We start from the raw sequence: 14,532 nt of genomic DNA, 5'->3' as shown, positions 1-14,532 counted from the left end.
TTGGCAGCGTTTTTTTTATGATTTCTGCTCGCAGCCAACCAATTGCTTGCACAAGCTGCTACAGCTTCAGAAGCATGATCAGTGCGTGGCTTCAGGTCACCGGAGCCGGGTTGAACAGCACCAGCGCGTTATGCAACTGCCAATGCTCGGCCCAGGTCTTTTTGCGGCCGCTGGCGACATCGAGCATCAGCCTGAACATCTCCCAGCCTATGTCTTCGATCGTGGCCTCGCCGTCGGCAATGCGTCCGGCGTTGATATCCATCAGATCGTGCCAGCGTCGCGCCAGGTCGCTGCGCGTGGCCACCTTGATCACCGGCACCTGAGCCAGACCGTAAGGCGTGCCGCGGCCCGTGGTGAAGACATGCAGGTTCATGCCGGCCGCCAGCTGCAGCGTGCCGCAGATGAAGTCGCTGGCCGGCGTGGCCGCATAGACCAGACCCTGGCTGATGTCGCGATCGGCCAGCCGCTGACCCGGTGACAGCACGCCGGTGATGGGGGCTGTACCGCTCTTGATGATGGAGCCCATGGCCTTTTCGACGATGTTCGACAATCCGCCTTTTTTATTGCCCGGTGTGGTGTTGGCGCTGCGGTCCACACGGCCCTTGTCCAGATAGGCGTCGTACCAGGCCATTTCCTCGATCATGGCTTCGGCCACTTCGGGGCTTGCAGCGCGTGAGGTGAGCTGGTCTATGCCGTCGCGCACCTCGGTCACCTCGCTGAACATCACGGTGGCGCCCGCGCGCACCAGCAGGTCGGTGCAAAAGCCCACGGCCGGGTTGGCGGTGACGCCGCTGAAGGCGTCGCTGCCCCCGCATTGCACGCCCACCACCAGGGCGCTGGCAGGCACGGTCTCGCGGCGGCGGGCGTCGAGGCGGCGCAGATGCTGCTCGGCCTGGCGCATGATGGAGTCGATCATGGACATAAAGCCCACATGGGCCTCGTCCTGCAGACAGACCACGTCCAGTTCGGGTTCACGCTCGTCGACGATGGGAAAGCTGCCTGGCGGCAGCAGGCGCTCGGGTTGCAGCTTTTCACAACCCAGACTGACCACCATGACCTCGCCGCCGAAGTTCGGGTTGCGGCTGATATTGCGCAGCGTGCGCTGCGGGATCTCTGCTCCCACGGCATCGATGGCCACGCCGCAGCCATAGCTGTGCTCCAGACCCACCACATCGTCAACATGGGGGTAGCGTGGCAGCAGCTCGGACTTGATGCGGCGCACCGCAAAGTCGAGCACCCCGGCCACGCATTGCACCGTGGTGGTGATGGCCAGGATGTTGCGCGTGCCCACCGTACCGTCCGCATTGCGGTAGCCCTCGAAGGTATAGCCTGCCAACGGCTCCAGCACGGGCGGCTTGACGGTGGCGATGGGCAGGCCCTCAAGCGAGCGTGCCTCGGGCATCTGCAGCAAGCGCTCATGCACCCAGCTGCCGGCAGCAATGGGCTTGAGCGCATAGCCGATGATCACGTTGTAGCGGCGCACCTCACCGCCTTCGGGAATGTCCACCAGCGCCACCTTGTGCGCCTGCGGCACCTTGTCGAGCAGCGTGAGGCCGGACGGAAGCACAGTGCCCGCAGGCAGGCCCCCGTCATTGGCCACGATGGCCACGTTGTCGGCCGGATGCATGCTGATGGAAAGCGGAAGTGGGGTACTCATGGCAATGTCTCAATTTTCTAGGTACCTGTCGCAATCGGAGTACAGCCCTCGCAAACGTCAGGTCCCAACTCAGGAACGCCGAGCAAGAGCCGCCTCGCGACGAAGGCGTTGTCCCCCTCCGCGAAGCGAGAAGGGGGATGGCGCGAAGCGCCTCAGGGGGTGCTTTACTTATTCCGCTTTAATCCCTGCAGACTTGATCACCTTGGCCCATTTGCTCACCTCGGCCTTCTGGTAGTCGGCCAGCTCGACGGTGCTCATGTTCGACGGCAGCATGCCGAAGTTCTTGAGGCGGGCCTGGACTTCGGGAGTGGCCACGATCTTCAGGATTTCGGCATGCAGGCGGTCCACGATGGGCTTGGGCGTGCCAGCGGGGGCGAAAACGGCCTGCCAGGAGCCCATGTCGAAACCCTTCTCGCCGGCCTCGGCAATCGTGGGTACATCGGGCAGTGATTCCAGGCGCTTGGAGCTGCTCACGGCGATGGGGCGCAGCTTGCCGGATTGGATGTGGGGGCCGACAACCAGGGCCGTGTCGAACATCATGTCCACCTGTCCGCCCATGACATCCTGCACGGCGGGACCGCTGCCCTTGTAGGGCACATGGGTGAACTTCACGCCGGTCTGGTAGGCCAGTAGTTCCAGCGCCATGTGATTGGAGGTGCCGTTGCCCGGAGAGGCCGAGGTCAGACCGCCCGAGGAGGCCTTGGCCTTGCTGCCGGCCAGTACGTCGGCCAGAGTCTTGTAGGGGCTGGAGGCAGGCACCACCAGCACCAGAGGGCCGGAGCCGAGCATGGCGACGGGCGTGAAGGACTTGACGGGGTCGTAGTCCAGCTTGGAGTACAGGCTGACATTGATGGCGTGCGAGCTGATGGTGCCCCCCAGAATGGTGTAGCCGTCTGCCGGGGCGCGGGCCGCCAGAGCCGAGCCCACGCTGCCGCCGGCGCCGCCCTTGTTCTCGATGACCACGGGCGTGCCCAGGGCCTTGCTCAGCGGCTGCGCAATCACGCGCGCCAGGGTGTCTGTATTGCCGCCGGGGGGGAACGGCACCAGATAGGTGATGGGCTTGCCCGTGGGCCAGTTGCCCTGTGCCAGGGCCGGTGCGGCGACAAGGGATGTGCCCAGCAGCAGGGCGCTGGCGGCGAGGGTGGATTGAAGCAGGGTGCGGCGTTGCATGACGGTTGTCTCCGGTTGAAAAGCGTCTTTTTGCGCTGTGGAAAGGGGGCGATCGAACCAGCTCGGCTTGGGCTGGATGTTTGCTCTTTGCGGTCTCTATGTGCAGGGGGCTGGAGTTCAGAAGCGCGGTTGCTTGCCGGTGAATTCCGGATCGTATTTGCGCATCTGGCCCAGGTCGTCGCGGTTGCGAATGCCGCAATGCTGATAGTTGTCGTGCAGTCGGGCCAGGGCCTCGCGGTCCAGGGTCACGCCCAGGCCGGGTGTGGTGGGCACGCGCAGGCTGCCCTGCTCGAACTGCAGGCGGCCGCCTTCGACGACCTCCTCGTCCTGCCATGGATAGTGGGTGTCGCAGGCATAGGTCAGCAGGGGCACGCTGGCGCACAGATGAGTCATGGCCACCAGGCTCACGCCCAGATGGGAGTTGCTGTGCATGGACAGGCCCAGGTCGAAGGTGCGGCACAGCGTGGACAGGCGCTGTGTAGCGCGCAGGCCGCCCCAGTAATGGTGGTCGCTGAGCACGATCTTCACGGGGCAGCCCATGTCGGCGTTGCGGCGGAACTCGGCAAAGTCCGTCACCACCATATTCGTGGCCAGGGGCACATCGCACTCGCGGGCCACGGCGGCCATGCCGTCCAGGCCCGGGGCCGGGTCCTCGTAGTACTCAAGCACGCCGCGCAACTGCTGCACGATCTTCAGGCTGGTCTCCACGGTCCAGTTGCCATTCGGGTCAATGCGAAGCGGTGTGCCGGGGAAGGCCTCGGCCAGCGCCAGGATGCCGGCAGCTTCCTGCTCGGGCGGCAGCGTGCCGGCCTTGAGCTTGATGCTCTGGAAGCCGTATTGGTCGATCATGCGCCGGGCCTGGGCCACGAGCTGGGCCGGCTTCAGGGCTTCGCCCCAGGCGTCGGGTGCATGGGGCTGGCCCACATGCTCGGCGTATTTGTAGAATAGATAGGCCGAGTAGGGCACGCGGTCGCGTGCGGGTCCGCCCAGCAGGTCGACGATGGGAGCCTGGGCCATCTGGCCCTGCAGGTCCAGCATGGCGACCTCGAAGGCGCTGACTACCTTGGCCACGGTCTTGGAGACATGGGTGCCAGGGGCCAGCGAGACCTGCTGACCCAGAAATTCCGAGGCCGTGAGCTTGGGCGGGGTGACCAGGGCGGCGACACGGGCCTCCATTTCATTGAGCGCCCAGGGCGAGAGCCCGACCAGGGCCGGTGCGACCTTGGCCAGAGCATCCAGCATGGGCTGGTCGCCATAGCTCTCGTTGATGCCGACCAGGCCGGAAGCAGTCTCGAGCTCGATGATGGAGCGCAACGCCCAGGGCTCGTGAATGCCGGCGGCGTTGAGCAGCGGCGGATCACGGAAGGCAATCGGCGTGATGCGGATGTGGCGGATCTGGTGAGAAGTGCTCATCTTGAGATGACTGGTGCGGCGCAGGAGCTGCGGGCCGAGGTTGAAATAGGGAGTCTTTGTGGTATGTTGTCGTACAACTGAAAGCCATTATCATCAGGCTCATGAGTACTCAGACATCGGAATTACCCCAATCAACCCCGTCTTTGCCGCTGACGGAGGGGTACGCGCTGCGCAGCAAAACCAGCAAGGGCAGCCGTAGTCTGGCGAATCTGTTGTCCGAGGAGTTCGAGCACAAGATCCGTCAGGGCCTGCTGCATGAGGGGGACAAGCTGCCCACCGAGTCCGAACTCGTGCGCAGCTATGACGTCAGCCGCACCGTGGTGCGCGAGGCGCTGTCCAAATTGCAGGCGGCGGGGCTGGTCGAGACCCGCCATGGCATAGGCACGTTTGTGCTGCCCGCGCGCCAGAGTGCAAGCCCCATGCTCAGCGCGCGCGAGCTCAGCGAGTCCGTCGATGTGCTGGCCGTGCTGGAGCTGCGCATCAGTCTGGAGACCGAGGCTGCCGGTCTGGCTGCCCAGCGCCGCAGTGAAGCCCATCTGAAGGTAATGAGCGAGGCTCTGCAGGAGTTCGAGCATCATTTCGCCCTGGGGCACGACACCGTCGAACATGATCTGGCCTTTCACCTGAGCATCGCGCAGGCCACAGGCAACCGGTATTTTCAGGACATCCTGCAGCATTTCGGGACGCTGTTGATTCCGCGCAATCGCATCGCCTCCATGCATACGCCGGCACGCGATCCCGACTATCTGCGCCGGGTGAACCGCGAGCACGAGGAGATCTATGCCGCCATCGTGCGCCAGGATGCCGATTCGGCACGCGCCGCCATGCGCATCCATCTGACCAACTCGCGGGAGCGTTTGCGCCTGGCCCAGCGCCTGAGTCTGAGCGCAGAGTCCTGAGCCCGCCGTGCCGAGGCACCTGGGCGGGCGCTTGATTGAAGAGGCTGACCGCAGCAACGGGCGACGGACTGCCTGCGGCACCCGGCGGTCGCTGTGGCTCCGCTGCGCCAAACATATGAAGGTGCTCTAAAAATAATAGCTTGAAGCGCTCTTCAGTATTGAGTTTGAAGCGTGCTGAATGGACGAAAGTGGCGCGCGCTGAAGCCTGATCAACAGCGGTGACCCGTGCTTACCCTTAGAAAAAATGTCTTGGTGTTCAAAAAAACCTAGTTGTATGATGACTGACCACAACAAGGAGACATTTCACCATGGTCCGACGCTCGCACTTTCTGCGCTCTCTGCTGGCCCTGGCGGCCGGCGGTTTGCTGTCGTCCACATTGCTGGCTGCCGATGCCTGGCCCAGCAAGCCCATCCGCCTGGTCGTTCCCTATCCTCCCGGCGGTAGCTCCGACATCATTGCGCGTTCCATCGGGCAGCTGATCTCCCAGGAGCTCAAGCAGACCGTGGTGATCGACAACAAGCCCGGCGCCAATGGCAATCTGGGCGCTGAATTCGTCGCCCGTGCACCGGCCGATGGCTATACCTGGCTGCTCTGCGATCTCGGTGCACTGGCCATCTCTCCCTCGATCTATACCAAGCTCAGCTTCGATCCTTCCAAGGCGCTGCGTGGTGCGGCCATGCTGGCCTATTCGCCCCATATGCTGGTGGTGCACCCCTCCGTCCAGGCCAGCAATCTCAAGGAGCTGGTGGAGCTGTCCAAGAAGCAGGACCTGAACTTTGCCGTCACCGCATCGGGCAGTGCTCCCCATCTGGCTGGCGTGGAGCTGGCCCGCATCACTGGCGCCAAATGGGTGTATGTGCCCTACAAGGGCGGCGTGCAGTCGGTGCAGGACACGGTGGCAGGCCAGACCCAGGTGCTGATGAACGGCATGCTGGCCACCTATCCGCATGTGCAAAGCGGCAAGCTCAAGCTGCTGGGCATTTCCAAGAACACCCGCATGCCACTGATCGCCGATGTGCCGACGCTGGCGGAGCAGGGCGCACAGGGTTTTGCCTCGGGCACCTGGCAGGGTGTGGTGCTGCCCGCCAAGACGCCTGAAGCCGTGGTGCAGCGTGTGAACCAGGTGTTGCTCGCTGCCATCCGCTCCACCGAGGTCCGCTCCCGACTGACCGGCCAGGGTGCCGAGGTCGTCACGATGACGCCCGCCGAAACCGACAAATTCTTCAACGCCGAGCGCGCGCGCTGGCGCGCCGTGGTGCAAGCCGCCCAACTGCAGCTGGATTGAGCTGCCAGATCTTTTTTGCTCTCCTCTATTCAAGGATTACCATGACACCCCAAGACCTCAAAGACGTGATGAGTTCCGGCCTGCTGTCCTTCCCTGTGACGGACTTCGATGCCCAGGGCAACTTCAATGCCAAGGGCTATGCCGCGCGCCTTGAATGGCTGGCTCCCTATGGCGCCAGTGCCCTGTTCGCCGCCGGTGGAACGGGCGAATACTTCTCGCTGTATGGCGAGGAATACGGCCAGATCATCAAGACCGCCGTGGATACCTGCCGTGGCAAGGTGCCGATCATCGCCGGCGCCGGCGGTCCCACCCGCAATGCCATCGCCCATGCCCAGGAGGCTGAACGACTGGGTGCCCACGGCATTTTGCTGATGCCTCATTACCTGACCGAAGCCGGCCAGGAAGGCCTGATCGCCCATGTGGAGCAGGTCTGCAAGAGCGTGAAGTTCGGCGTCATCGTCTACAACCGCGACCGCTCTCGCTTCACGCCTGAATCCCTGGCCATCCTGGCCGAGCGCTGCCCCAACCTGGTGGGCTTCAAGGACGGTCTGGGCAATATCGAGACCATGTCCTCCATCTTCATGAAGATGGGTGATCGCTTCGCCTATCTGGGCGGACTGCCCACGGCCGAGGTCTACGCGGCCGCCTACAAGGCTCTGGGCACGCCTGTGTATTCCTCTGCCGTCTTCAACTTCATCCCCAGGACGGCGATGGCGTTCTACGAAGCCGTGCGCACCGATGACCAGGCCACGCAGCACAAGCTGCTCAAGGAATTCTTCATGCCCTACCTGAAGATCCGCAACCGTGTCGAAGGCTACGGCGTGAGCATCATCAAGGCCGGCGCCAAGCTGGTCGGCCACGATGCCGGTCCCGTGCGCGCTCCCCTGACCGACCTCAAGCCTGCCGAGATGGAAGAACTCAAGGTCCTGATCGACAAGCTCGGCCCCCAGTAAGACCCGATGCAGGGGTCAGGCCAAGAACCGGGCCCCGCGTCTTCAGGAGACAACGCATGAAAAAGATACTGATCACGCTGGGTGCCACCATGGCCCTGGCCGCCCAGGCGGCCGGCAACTTTCCCGACCGGCCCGTGAACATCATCGTGCCGTTCCCGGCTGGCGGCTCCACCGACACAGTGGCGCGTGCGGTGGCCCTGAGCATGGCCGAGCAACTGGGCAAGCCCTTTGTCGTGGAAAACCGTCCTGGAGCCACGGGCACCATCGGTGCGGGAGCCGTCAAGCGTGCGGCGGCCGATGGCTACACCCTGCTGGTGGCCTCGCTGGGCCCTTTTGTGGTGACCCCTCATATGGTGAAGAACGTGCCCTATGACGCCAGCAAGGATTTCGACTACATCACCATCCCCGTGCAGGCGCCCAATGTGCTCGTTGCCAGCCCGACGCAAAAGGCCCGCAGCGTAAGCGAGGTGATTGCCGCGCTCAAGGCCAGTCCCGGAAAGATCAGTTTTGCAAGCTCCGGCAATGGCTCTTCGGATCATTTGTCGGCCGAGCTGTTCTGGCAGCAAACGGGCACCGAAGCCGTGCATGTGCCCTACAAGGGCGGAGCACCGGCCATCACCGATCTGCTGGGTGGACAGGTGGATTTTTCCTTCCAGAACGTCAACGCCGTGCTGCCTCATCTGCGTAGCGGCAAGCTGCGCGCCATTGCCGTGACCGGCAGCCAGCGTTCGCCCGTGCTGCCCGACGTTCCCACACTGGCCGAGTCCGGCGTCAAGGGTGCCGAGGTCTACTCCTGGCAAGGCATGGCCGCTCCCAGGGGCTTGCCGGCCGATGTCAAGGCCAGACTGGCCAAGGCTGCCATTGTCGCCGTTCAGCAACCCGACATCCGCAAGCGCTTTGTGGAGCAGGGGCTGGAAATCGTGGGCAACACGCCCGAAGAATTCACACGCTTTCAGGCCCAGGAGAACGAGCGCTGGAAGCGACTGATCGAGACCCGAAAAATCACTGCAGATTGAAATGAAGCACCCCCTGAGTCGCTTCGCGCCTTTCCCCGTGTGCACGGCACCCTCTCTTGCTTCGCGGGAGGGGGGCGTCCGGGCAACCGGTGACACCCTCGGTGCGGTGCGGCCCTTCCTCGGCGTCCCTGATCTTTGGTCGCGCCAGTTTCGAACAGATTTTTCTACATCGGACACAGGGGATAGTTGAGATAAAACTCCGGGTTGGCCTCTGGTCATCTCCGCAGGCCTGCCACCACGCAGGCCCTTTTCACCGGGGCTTTCAGTCCCCGCAAGTTCCAAGGATTCCAAGGCATGGCGACCACCCGACCACGCGTTCTTCAATACGGCAAGATGCCGCTGGCCCAGCTTGACGCCGAACTGGCCCAAGCCTACGAAGTGAGCATCCTCTCCGAGCAACCCGATCCCGAGCGCTTTCTTGCCGAGCATGGCGGCCAGTTCGAATATGCGGTCACATCGGCCGCCATGGGGCTGCCTGCGGGCGTGGTCGACGCTCTGCCAAATCTCAAGTTCGTGAGCAGCTTCGGCGTGGGCTTCGATGCCCTGGACAAGGACGCCCTGCTGCGCCGTGGCGCACGTGTGGGCTACACGCCCGGCGTGCTCGACGACTGCGTGGCCGACCTGGCCTTTGCCCTGCTGCTGGACGCCACGCGCGGCCTCAGCGAATCCGACCGTTTCGTGCGTCGCGGCGGCTGGAGCCAGGGCCGTTTCGGCATCCGCACGCGCGCCAGCGGCAAGCGCCTGGGCATCTTCGGCATGGGCCGCATCGGCAGCGCCGTGGCGCGCCGCGCCTCAGGCTTCGACATGGAAGTGGCCTACCACAACCGCCGCTCCGTCGAAGGCTCGCCCCATCAGTACCTGCCCTCGCTGCTGGAGCTGGCGTGCTGGGCCGACATCCTGGTCATCACCGCCGCCGGCGGCGAAGGCACACGCCACCTGGTGAACGCCGAGGTGCTGGCCGCCCTGGGCCCGCAAGGCTTCCTGGTCAACGTGGCACGCGGCAGCGTGGTCGACGAAGCCGCCCTGGCCGATGCCCTGGAGAACAAGCGCATCGCCGGCGCCGGCCTGGACGTGTTCGAGGACGAGCCCCGTCCCCTGCCTGCCCTGCTGACCCTGGACAACGTGGTGCTGGCCCCCCACATCGCCAGCGGCACCCACGAAACCCGTCGCGCCATGGCCGACCTGGTGCTGCACAACCTGCAGCAGTTCATCGCCACCGGCCGTCCCGCGGCCGAAGTGCCCTGGTCCGCCGCGCAGTGATCGCCCTGTGATCCCCTTTTTCCTCCGCGTCTGTTGAAGAGCCTTCCCATGTCCACTACCCCGACCATCACCGCCATCGAAGTCATTCCCGTCGCCGGCCGCGACGGCATGCTCATGAACCTCAGCGGCGCCCACGCGCCCTACTTCACCCGCAACGTTGTGCTGGTGCACGACAGCGCGGGCCGTACGGGGGTGGGCGAGGTACCGGGCGGCGAAGGCATTCGCCAGGCGCTGGAGGACAGCCGGCAGGTGCTGATTGGCCGTTCCATCGGCCAGCACCTGCAGCTGCTGCAAGAGGTGCAGAAATCCCTGGAAGGCCGCGACACCGGCGGCCGCGGCCTGCAGACCTTTGACCTGCGCATCGGCGTGCACGCCGTGACCGCCATCGAATCTGCCCTGCTGGACCTGATGGGCCAGCACCTGGGCGTGCCCGTGGCCGCCCTTCTGGGCGAAGGCCAGCAGCGCGAGCGCGTGGAAATGCTGGGCTACCTGTTCTTCGTGGGCCCAAGCGACAAGACCGGCATGGACTACGTCAGGGCCGGCGAAGACAAGCTGGGCACGGACGACTGGACCCAGGTGCGCCACATGACGGCCATGACACCCGAGACCATCGTGCGCCAGGCCGAAGCCGCCTACGCGCGCTACGGTTTCAACGACTTCAAGCTCAAAGGCGGCGTGCTGGCTGGCGAGCAGGAAGTCGAGGCCGTGACCGCACTGGCCAAGCGCTTCCCCGAAGCCCGCGTCACCCTGGACCCCAACGGCGGCTGGCTGCTCAAGGATGCCATCCGCCTGATGCGCGACATGCGCGGCGTGCTGGCCTATGCCGAAGACCCCTGTGGCGCCGAAGGCGGCTTCTCGGGCCGCGAAGTCATGGCGGAATTCCGCCGTGCCACCGGCCTGCCCACGGCCACCAACATGGTCGCCACCGACTGGCGCCAGATGGTGCACGCCCTGTCGCTGCAGTCCGTGGACATCCCCCTGGCCGACCCCCATTTCTGGACCATGGCCGGCTCCGTGCGCGTGGGCCAGACCTGCCGCGACTGGGGCCTGACCTGGGGCTCGCACTCCAACAACCACTTCGACATCTCGCTGGCCATGTTCACCCACGTGGCCGCCGCTGTGCCCGGCAAGGTCACGGCCATCGACACGCACTGGATCTGGCAGGACGGCCAGTACCTCACGCAGAACCCGCTGCAGATCAAGGGCGGTTTTGTGGAAGTGCCCAAGACCCCCGGCCTGGGCGTGACCGTGGACCGCGAAGCCCTCAAGCGCGCCAATGCCCTGTACCTAGAACACGGCCTGGGCGCGCGCGATGACGCCATCGCCATGCAGCACCTGATCCCCGGCTGGAAGTTCGACAACAAACGGCCTTGCATGGTGAGGTAGAGCACCCCCTGAGGCGCTACGCGCCTTCCCCCTCTCTACTCGCTTCGCGAGGGAGGGGGACGACACCCTCAGTGCGGGGCTGCCCTTCCTCGGTGTCCCTCGTTTTCGGCCGCGCCGGTATCAAACGCAACGTCCAGTTGGCTCGGCCTCTCTTTCCTGATTACCTTCTCTTTCGGAGCACCTCATGTCCCGCTACGACAACCTGATCAACGGCCAGTGGACGGCTGCTGACAGTTATTCCCCCAACACCAACCCCAGCGACCTGTCCGATTTGATCGGCGCGTACGCCCAGGGCGGCGCATCCGACGTGCAGGCCGCCGTGGCCGCCGCCGCCGCTGCGTTTCCCGCCTGGTCCACCTCGGGCATCCAGGCGCGCTCCGACGCCCTGGACAAGATCGGCACGGAGATCCTCGCGCGCAAGGCCGAGCTGGGCGAGCTGTTGGCCCGCGAAGAAGGCAAGACCCTGCCTGAAGCCATTGGCGAAGTCGGCCGCGCCGGCCAGATCTTCAAGTTTTTTGCCGGCGAATGCCTGCGCCTCACGGGCGAGACCGTGCCTTCGGTGCGTCCTGGCATCGGCGTGGAAATCACGCGCGAACCCATCGGTGTGGTCGGCCTGATCACGCCCTGGAACTTCCCCATCGCCATCCCCGCCTGGAAGATCGCTCCGGCCCTGGCCTTTGGCAACTGCGTGGTCTTGAAGCCCGCCGACCTGGTGCCGGGCAGTGCCTGGGCCCTGGCCGACATCATCCACCGCTCCGGCATCCCCGCTGGCGTGTTCAACCTGGTCATGGGCCCGGGCCGCGTGATCGGCGAAGCCCTGGTGAACCACGCCGATGTGGCGGCCATCAGCTTCACGGGCTCGGTGGGCGTGGGCCGCGGCATCGCCGAAGCCTGCGTGAAGAGCGGCAAGAAGGTGCAGCTGGAGATGGGCGGCAAGAATCCCCAGATCGTGCTCGACGACGCCGACCTCGCCCAGGCGGTGGAACTGTCGGCCCAGAGCGGCTTCTACTCCACCGGCCAGCGCTGCACGGCATCCAGCCGCCTGATCGTCACCGACAAGATCTACCCGGCCTTCATCGAGGCCCTGCAGGTGCGCATGGCCCAAATCAAGGTCGGTGACGCACGCGCCGCTGGCACCGACATGGGCCCCGTAGTCAGCCAGGCCCAGCTGGAGCAGGACCTGAGCTACGTGGAAATCGCCCAAGCCGAAGGCGCCCGCCTGGCCGCTGGCGGTGCCCGCGTCGCCTGCCACACGGGCAGCGGCAAGCAGGGCTTTTACATGGCGCCCACGCTGTTCGTGGACACCGAAGCCGGCATGCGCATCAACCGCGAGGAAGTCTTCGGCCCCGTAGCCAGCGTGATCCGCGTCAAGGACTACGAAGAGGCCCTGGCCGTGTCCAACGACACGCCGTTTGGTTTGTCGGCCGGCATTGCCACCACCAGCCTCAAGCACGCCACGCACTTCAAGCGCCACAGCCAGGCCGGCATGGTCATGGTCAACCTGCCCACGGCGGGGGTGGACTACCACGTGCCGTTTGGCGGGCGCAAGGGATCGAGCTACGGTCCGCGCGAGCAGGGTCGCTATGCCCAGGAGTTCTACACCACGGTGAAGACGGCCTATACGCTGGCGTGATGCTTGGGGCTGTTCAAGCAAGCTGCAAAGCTTGAGTGGCCCATTTTTCCGAAGAAGAGCGAGCATGCCCGAGCCGCGCCGGCCCTGCTGCGAAAGCTGCTACGCTGCGGCCCAGGTTTTCGCTCTTCTCTTCCATGGATTCGCTCACCCCTTTGCGCGCCTTTCGGCGCATTGTTGAACTGGGCAGCATTGCCAGGGCAGCCGATGCACTCGATCTTTCCTCGGCGGCGCTGAGCAAGCAATTGCGCGCGCTGGAGGCACAGCTGGGTGCGGTGCTGATCCAGCGCACCACGCGCCGCATGAGCCTGACAGATACCGGCCGGGCCTACTACGCCGAATGCTGCCGGCTGCTCGATGGCTTTGACACGCTGGAGAAATCGGTGCGGGCGCAGTCCGAGCTGGTGACGGGGCGGCTGCGCGTGAACGCGCCGCTGTCGTTTGCGCTGAGCACGCTGGCGCCGCTGCTGGCGCGTTTCATGCAGCGCCATCCGCAATTGCAGATCGACCTATCCATGGAAGACCGGCTGGTGGACGCCGTGGGTCAGGGCTTTGATGTCTCCATACGCCTGAGCGCCGAGCTGGCGGATTCATCGCTGATTGCGCGGCGCCTGGCCTCGCTGTCGCAGATGCTGTGCGCTTCGCCAGCCTATTTGCAGCAACACGGCCGCCCGGCCAGCGTGGCCGCGCTGCGTGGACATGCGCTGCTGAATTACAGCCTGGCACAGGCCGACGACGGCCTGCAAGTTCCGAGTGAAGCACGCGCCAGCGTCAACAACAGCCTGATGTTGCGGGAGCTGCTGGTGGCGGGCATGGGCATTGGTGCACTGCCGTCCTTTCTGGCCCGGCCCGCCATCGCCCAGGGGCAGCTGGAGGCATTGAGCCTGCAAGACTGGGCCGAGCAGCCGCGCCATGTCTACGTGGTCTACCCCACGCAACGTCACCTGCTGCCCAAGGTGCGCGCCTTTGTGGACTTTCTGGCCGAGGCGCTGCCTGTGGCCATGGACGGGGATTCTTGACGCCGGATTAAGAGTCTCTCAAGCGCAGGCCTCTTACTCCTGCGAGGCCTGCGCCCTACGCTTGCTGTCCATCAGCCATGAAGGACACAAGCATGACGCAATGCCATGATTTTTCCTGCGCTCTGCCCGCGCAGGTCGCAGCCCATCCCGCCCCCGCCCCTGGCCCGGTCCTGTCCGCGGCAGCGCAGGCTGCTCCCGTCATCGATTTCTTCCACGACGTGGTTTGCGGCTGGTGCTATGTGATGTCGCCGCGCCTGCGCCAGGTGGCCCGCGAGCTGGGCCTGCGCGTACGTCAGCGCAGCTTTGTGCTGCAAGCTTCCCGCGCCGAGATGGTGGCCCGGTTTGGTTCCATGGAGCAGGCCAAGCAAACCATTCTCGGGCACTGGGAGGCATGCGCACGGCATGACGACACACAGCGCATCGACATCGAAGGCATGCGCCGCGAAACCTTTGAGTACCCCAGCGGCCTGGCCGGCGCACTGGCCTGCCAGGCTGCCCAGATCCTGGAGGGCGACGAGGCACACTGGAATCTGTTCGATGCCATACAGCACGCCCATATGAGTGCCCACCGCAACATAGGCGACGCCGAGGTGCTGCTGGACATCGCCACGCACACCGGCTTCGAGCGCAATGCTTTTGCACGCTGCATGGAAAGTGCCGAGGCCTTGAACATGGTTCACCAGGATCTCGCACTGGCTCAGCACCTGGGCCTGCGCAGCATTCCCAGTGTCATCGCTCCGGGTCTTCCCACGCTGCAGACCCTGCCCCTGGGCCAGCTGCGTGAACGGCTGCGCGCCCTGGTGGGTTAAGTCATCTCAGCACTCTTTCATACCCGCGCCGCAA

At 64.9% G+C, this 14,532-nt stretch carries 12 protein-coding genes; 9 read left to right on the top strand and 3 right to left on the bottom strand.

The genetic code is table 11. The features are described 5' to 3' along the window. Window positions 1-91: 91 nt before the first annotated feature. The 3 genes from garD to DFO48_RS12200 all read right to left on the bottom strand — a co-directional run bounded on the left by garD (window position 92) and on the right by DFO48_RS12200 (window position 4,240). A complete protein-coding gene (gene garD / locus DFO48_RS12210) occupies window positions 92-1,657 on the bottom strand; it encodes a galactarate dehydratase (RefSeq protein ID WP_114863558.1) in 1,566 nt (521 codons plus the stop codon). A gap of 168 nt (window positions 1,658-1,825) precedes the next feature. Beyond that, window positions 1,826-2,827, bottom strand: coding sequence for a tripartite tricarboxylate transporter substrate binding protein (locus DFO48_RS12205; RefSeq protein WP_114863557.1), 1,002 nt, complete (start codon window positions 2,825-2,827; stop codon window positions 1,826-1,828). Window positions 2,828-2,944: 117 nt separating this feature from the next. Beyond that, entirely contained in the window at window positions 2,945-4,240 is a 1,296-nt protein-coding gene (locus DFO48_RS12200; RefSeq protein ID WP_114863556.1) for a glucarate dehydratase family protein, read from the bottom strand. A gap of 101 nt (window positions 4,241-4,341) precedes the next feature. On the opposite strand from DFO48_RS12200, the gene DFO48_RS12195 reads away from it, so the two are divergent. The 9 genes from DFO48_RS12195 to DFO48_RS12150 all read left to right on the top strand — a co-directional run bounded on the left by DFO48_RS12195 (window position 4,342) and on the right by DFO48_RS12150 (window position 14,498). Beyond that, window positions 4,342-5,139 (top strand): FadR/GntR family transcriptional regulator, encoded by a 798-nt coding sequence (locus tag DFO48_RS12195; protein ID WP_034347898.1) that lies wholly within the window; start codon window positions 4,342-4,344, stop codon window positions 5,137-5,139. A gap of 308 nt (window positions 5,140-5,447) precedes the next feature. Beyond that, on the top strand, window positions 5,448-6,425 hold the full coding sequence (locus DFO48_RS12190; protein ID WP_063662772.1) for a tripartite tricarboxylate transporter substrate binding protein: 978 nt from the start codon (window positions 5,448-5,450) through the stop codon (window positions 6,423-6,425). 41 nt (window positions 6,426-6,466) lie between these two features. Further along, window positions 6,467-7,378: a 5-dehydro-4-deoxyglucarate dehydratase gene (gene kdgD, locus DFO48_RS12185; RefSeq protein ID WP_034351488.1), complete on the top strand. Its 912-nt coding sequence runs from the start codon at window positions 6,467-6,469 to the stop codon at window positions 7,376-7,378. 56 nt (window positions 7,379-7,434) lie between these two features. After that, on the top strand, window positions 7,435-8,394 hold the full coding sequence (locus DFO48_RS12180) for a tripartite tricarboxylate transporter substrate binding protein (RefSeq protein WP_114863555.1): 960 nt from the start codon (window positions 7,435-7,437) through the stop codon (window positions 8,392-8,394). A gap of 294 nt (window positions 8,395-8,688) precedes the next feature. Beyond that, complete coding sequence (locus DFO48_RS12170; RefSeq protein WP_114863824.1) at window positions 8,689-9,654, top strand: 2-hydroxyacid dehydrogenase; 966 nt, start codon at window positions 8,689-8,691, stop codon at window positions 9,652-9,654. 48 nt (window positions 9,655-9,702) lie between these two features. Continuing rightward, window positions 9,703-11,040, top strand: a complete 1,338-nt coding sequence (locus tag DFO48_RS12165) for an enolase C-terminal domain-like protein (protein ID WP_114863553.1) — start codon at window positions 9,703-9,705, stop codon at window positions 11,038-11,040. A gap of 184 nt (window positions 11,041-11,224) precedes the next feature. Continuing rightward, window positions 11,225-12,673, top strand: coding sequence for an aldehyde dehydrogenase family protein (locus DFO48_RS12160; protein ID WP_114863552.1), 1,449 nt, complete (start codon window positions 11,225-11,227; stop codon window positions 12,671-12,673). A 134-nt stretch (window positions 12,674-12,807) separates the two neighbouring features. After that, entirely contained in the window at window positions 12,808-13,689 is an 882-nt protein-coding gene (locus DFO48_RS12155) for a LysR family transcriptional regulator (protein WP_114863551.1), read from the top strand. A gap of 92 nt (window positions 13,690-13,781) precedes the next feature. Beyond that, the gene (locus DFO48_RS12150; RefSeq protein WP_114863550.1) at window positions 13,782-14,498 is read left to right on the top strand and encodes a DsbA family protein; all 717 of its coding nucleotides are present in this window, start codon (window positions 13,782-13,784) and stop codon (window positions 14,496-14,498) included. Window positions 14,499-14,532 lie beyond the last annotated feature (34 nt).

Origin of the sequence: Comamonas sp. AG1104 (assembly GCF_003350425.1) — a bacterium.
GTDB classification, from domain to species: Bacteria; Pseudomonadota; Gammaproteobacteria; order Burkholderiales; family Burkholderiaceae_C; genus Comamonas; species Comamonas testosteroni.
The sequence above is the reverse complement of the archived record's forward strand: the minus strand, read 5'-3'. Positions and strand labels throughout refer to the sequence as shown.

What these genes read in the sequence shown, in the direction of transcription:
- garD (WP_114863558.1), bottom strand. Translation starts at nt 1,657, where the DNA reads ATGAGTACCCCACTTCCGCTTTCCATCAGCATGCATCCGGCCGACAAC.
- DFO48_RS12190 (WP_063662772.1), top strand. Translation starts at nt 5,448, where the DNA reads ATGGTCCGACGCTCGCACTTTCTGCGCTCTCTGCTGGCCCTGGCGGCC.
- DFO48_RS12155 (WP_114863551.1), top strand. Translation starts at nt 12,808, where the DNA reads ATGGATTCGCTCACCCCTTTGCGCGCCTTTCGGCGCATTGTTGAACTG.
- DFO48_RS12150 (WP_114863550.1), top strand. Translation starts at nt 13,782, where the DNA reads ATGACGCAATGCCATGATTTTTCCTGCGCTCTGCCCGCGCAGGTCGCA.
- DFO48_RS12165 (WP_114863553.1), top strand. Translation starts at nt 9,703, where the DNA reads ATGTCCACTACCCCGACCATCACCGCCATCGAAGTCATTCCCGTCGCC.
- DFO48_RS12195 (WP_034347898.1), top strand. Translation starts at nt 4,342, where the DNA reads ATGAGTACTCAGACATCGGAATTACCCCAATCAACCCCGTCTTTGCCG.
- DFO48_RS12160 (WP_114863552.1), top strand. Translation starts at nt 11,225, where the DNA reads ATGTCCCGCTACGACAACCTGATCAACGGCCAGTGGACGGCTGCTGAC.
- DFO48_RS12180 (WP_114863555.1), top strand. Translation starts at nt 7,435, where the DNA reads ATGAAAAAGATACTGATCACGCTGGGTGCCACCATGGCCCTGGCCGCC.
- DFO48_RS12200 (WP_114863556.1), bottom strand. Translation starts at nt 4,240, where the DNA reads ATGAGCACTTCTCACCAGATCCGCCACATCCGCATCACGCCGATTGCC.
- DFO48_RS12170 (WP_114863824.1), top strand. Translation starts at nt 8,689, where the DNA reads ATGGCGACCACCCGACCACGCGTTCTTCAATACGGCAAGATGCCGCTG.
- DFO48_RS12205 (WP_114863557.1), bottom strand. Translation starts at nt 2,827, where the DNA reads ATGCAACGCCGCACCCTGCTTCAATCCACCCTCGCCGCCAGCGCCCTG.
- kdgD (WP_034351488.1), top strand. Translation starts at nt 6,467, where the DNA reads ATGACACCCCAAGACCTCAAAGACGTGATGAGTTCCGGCCTGCTGTCC.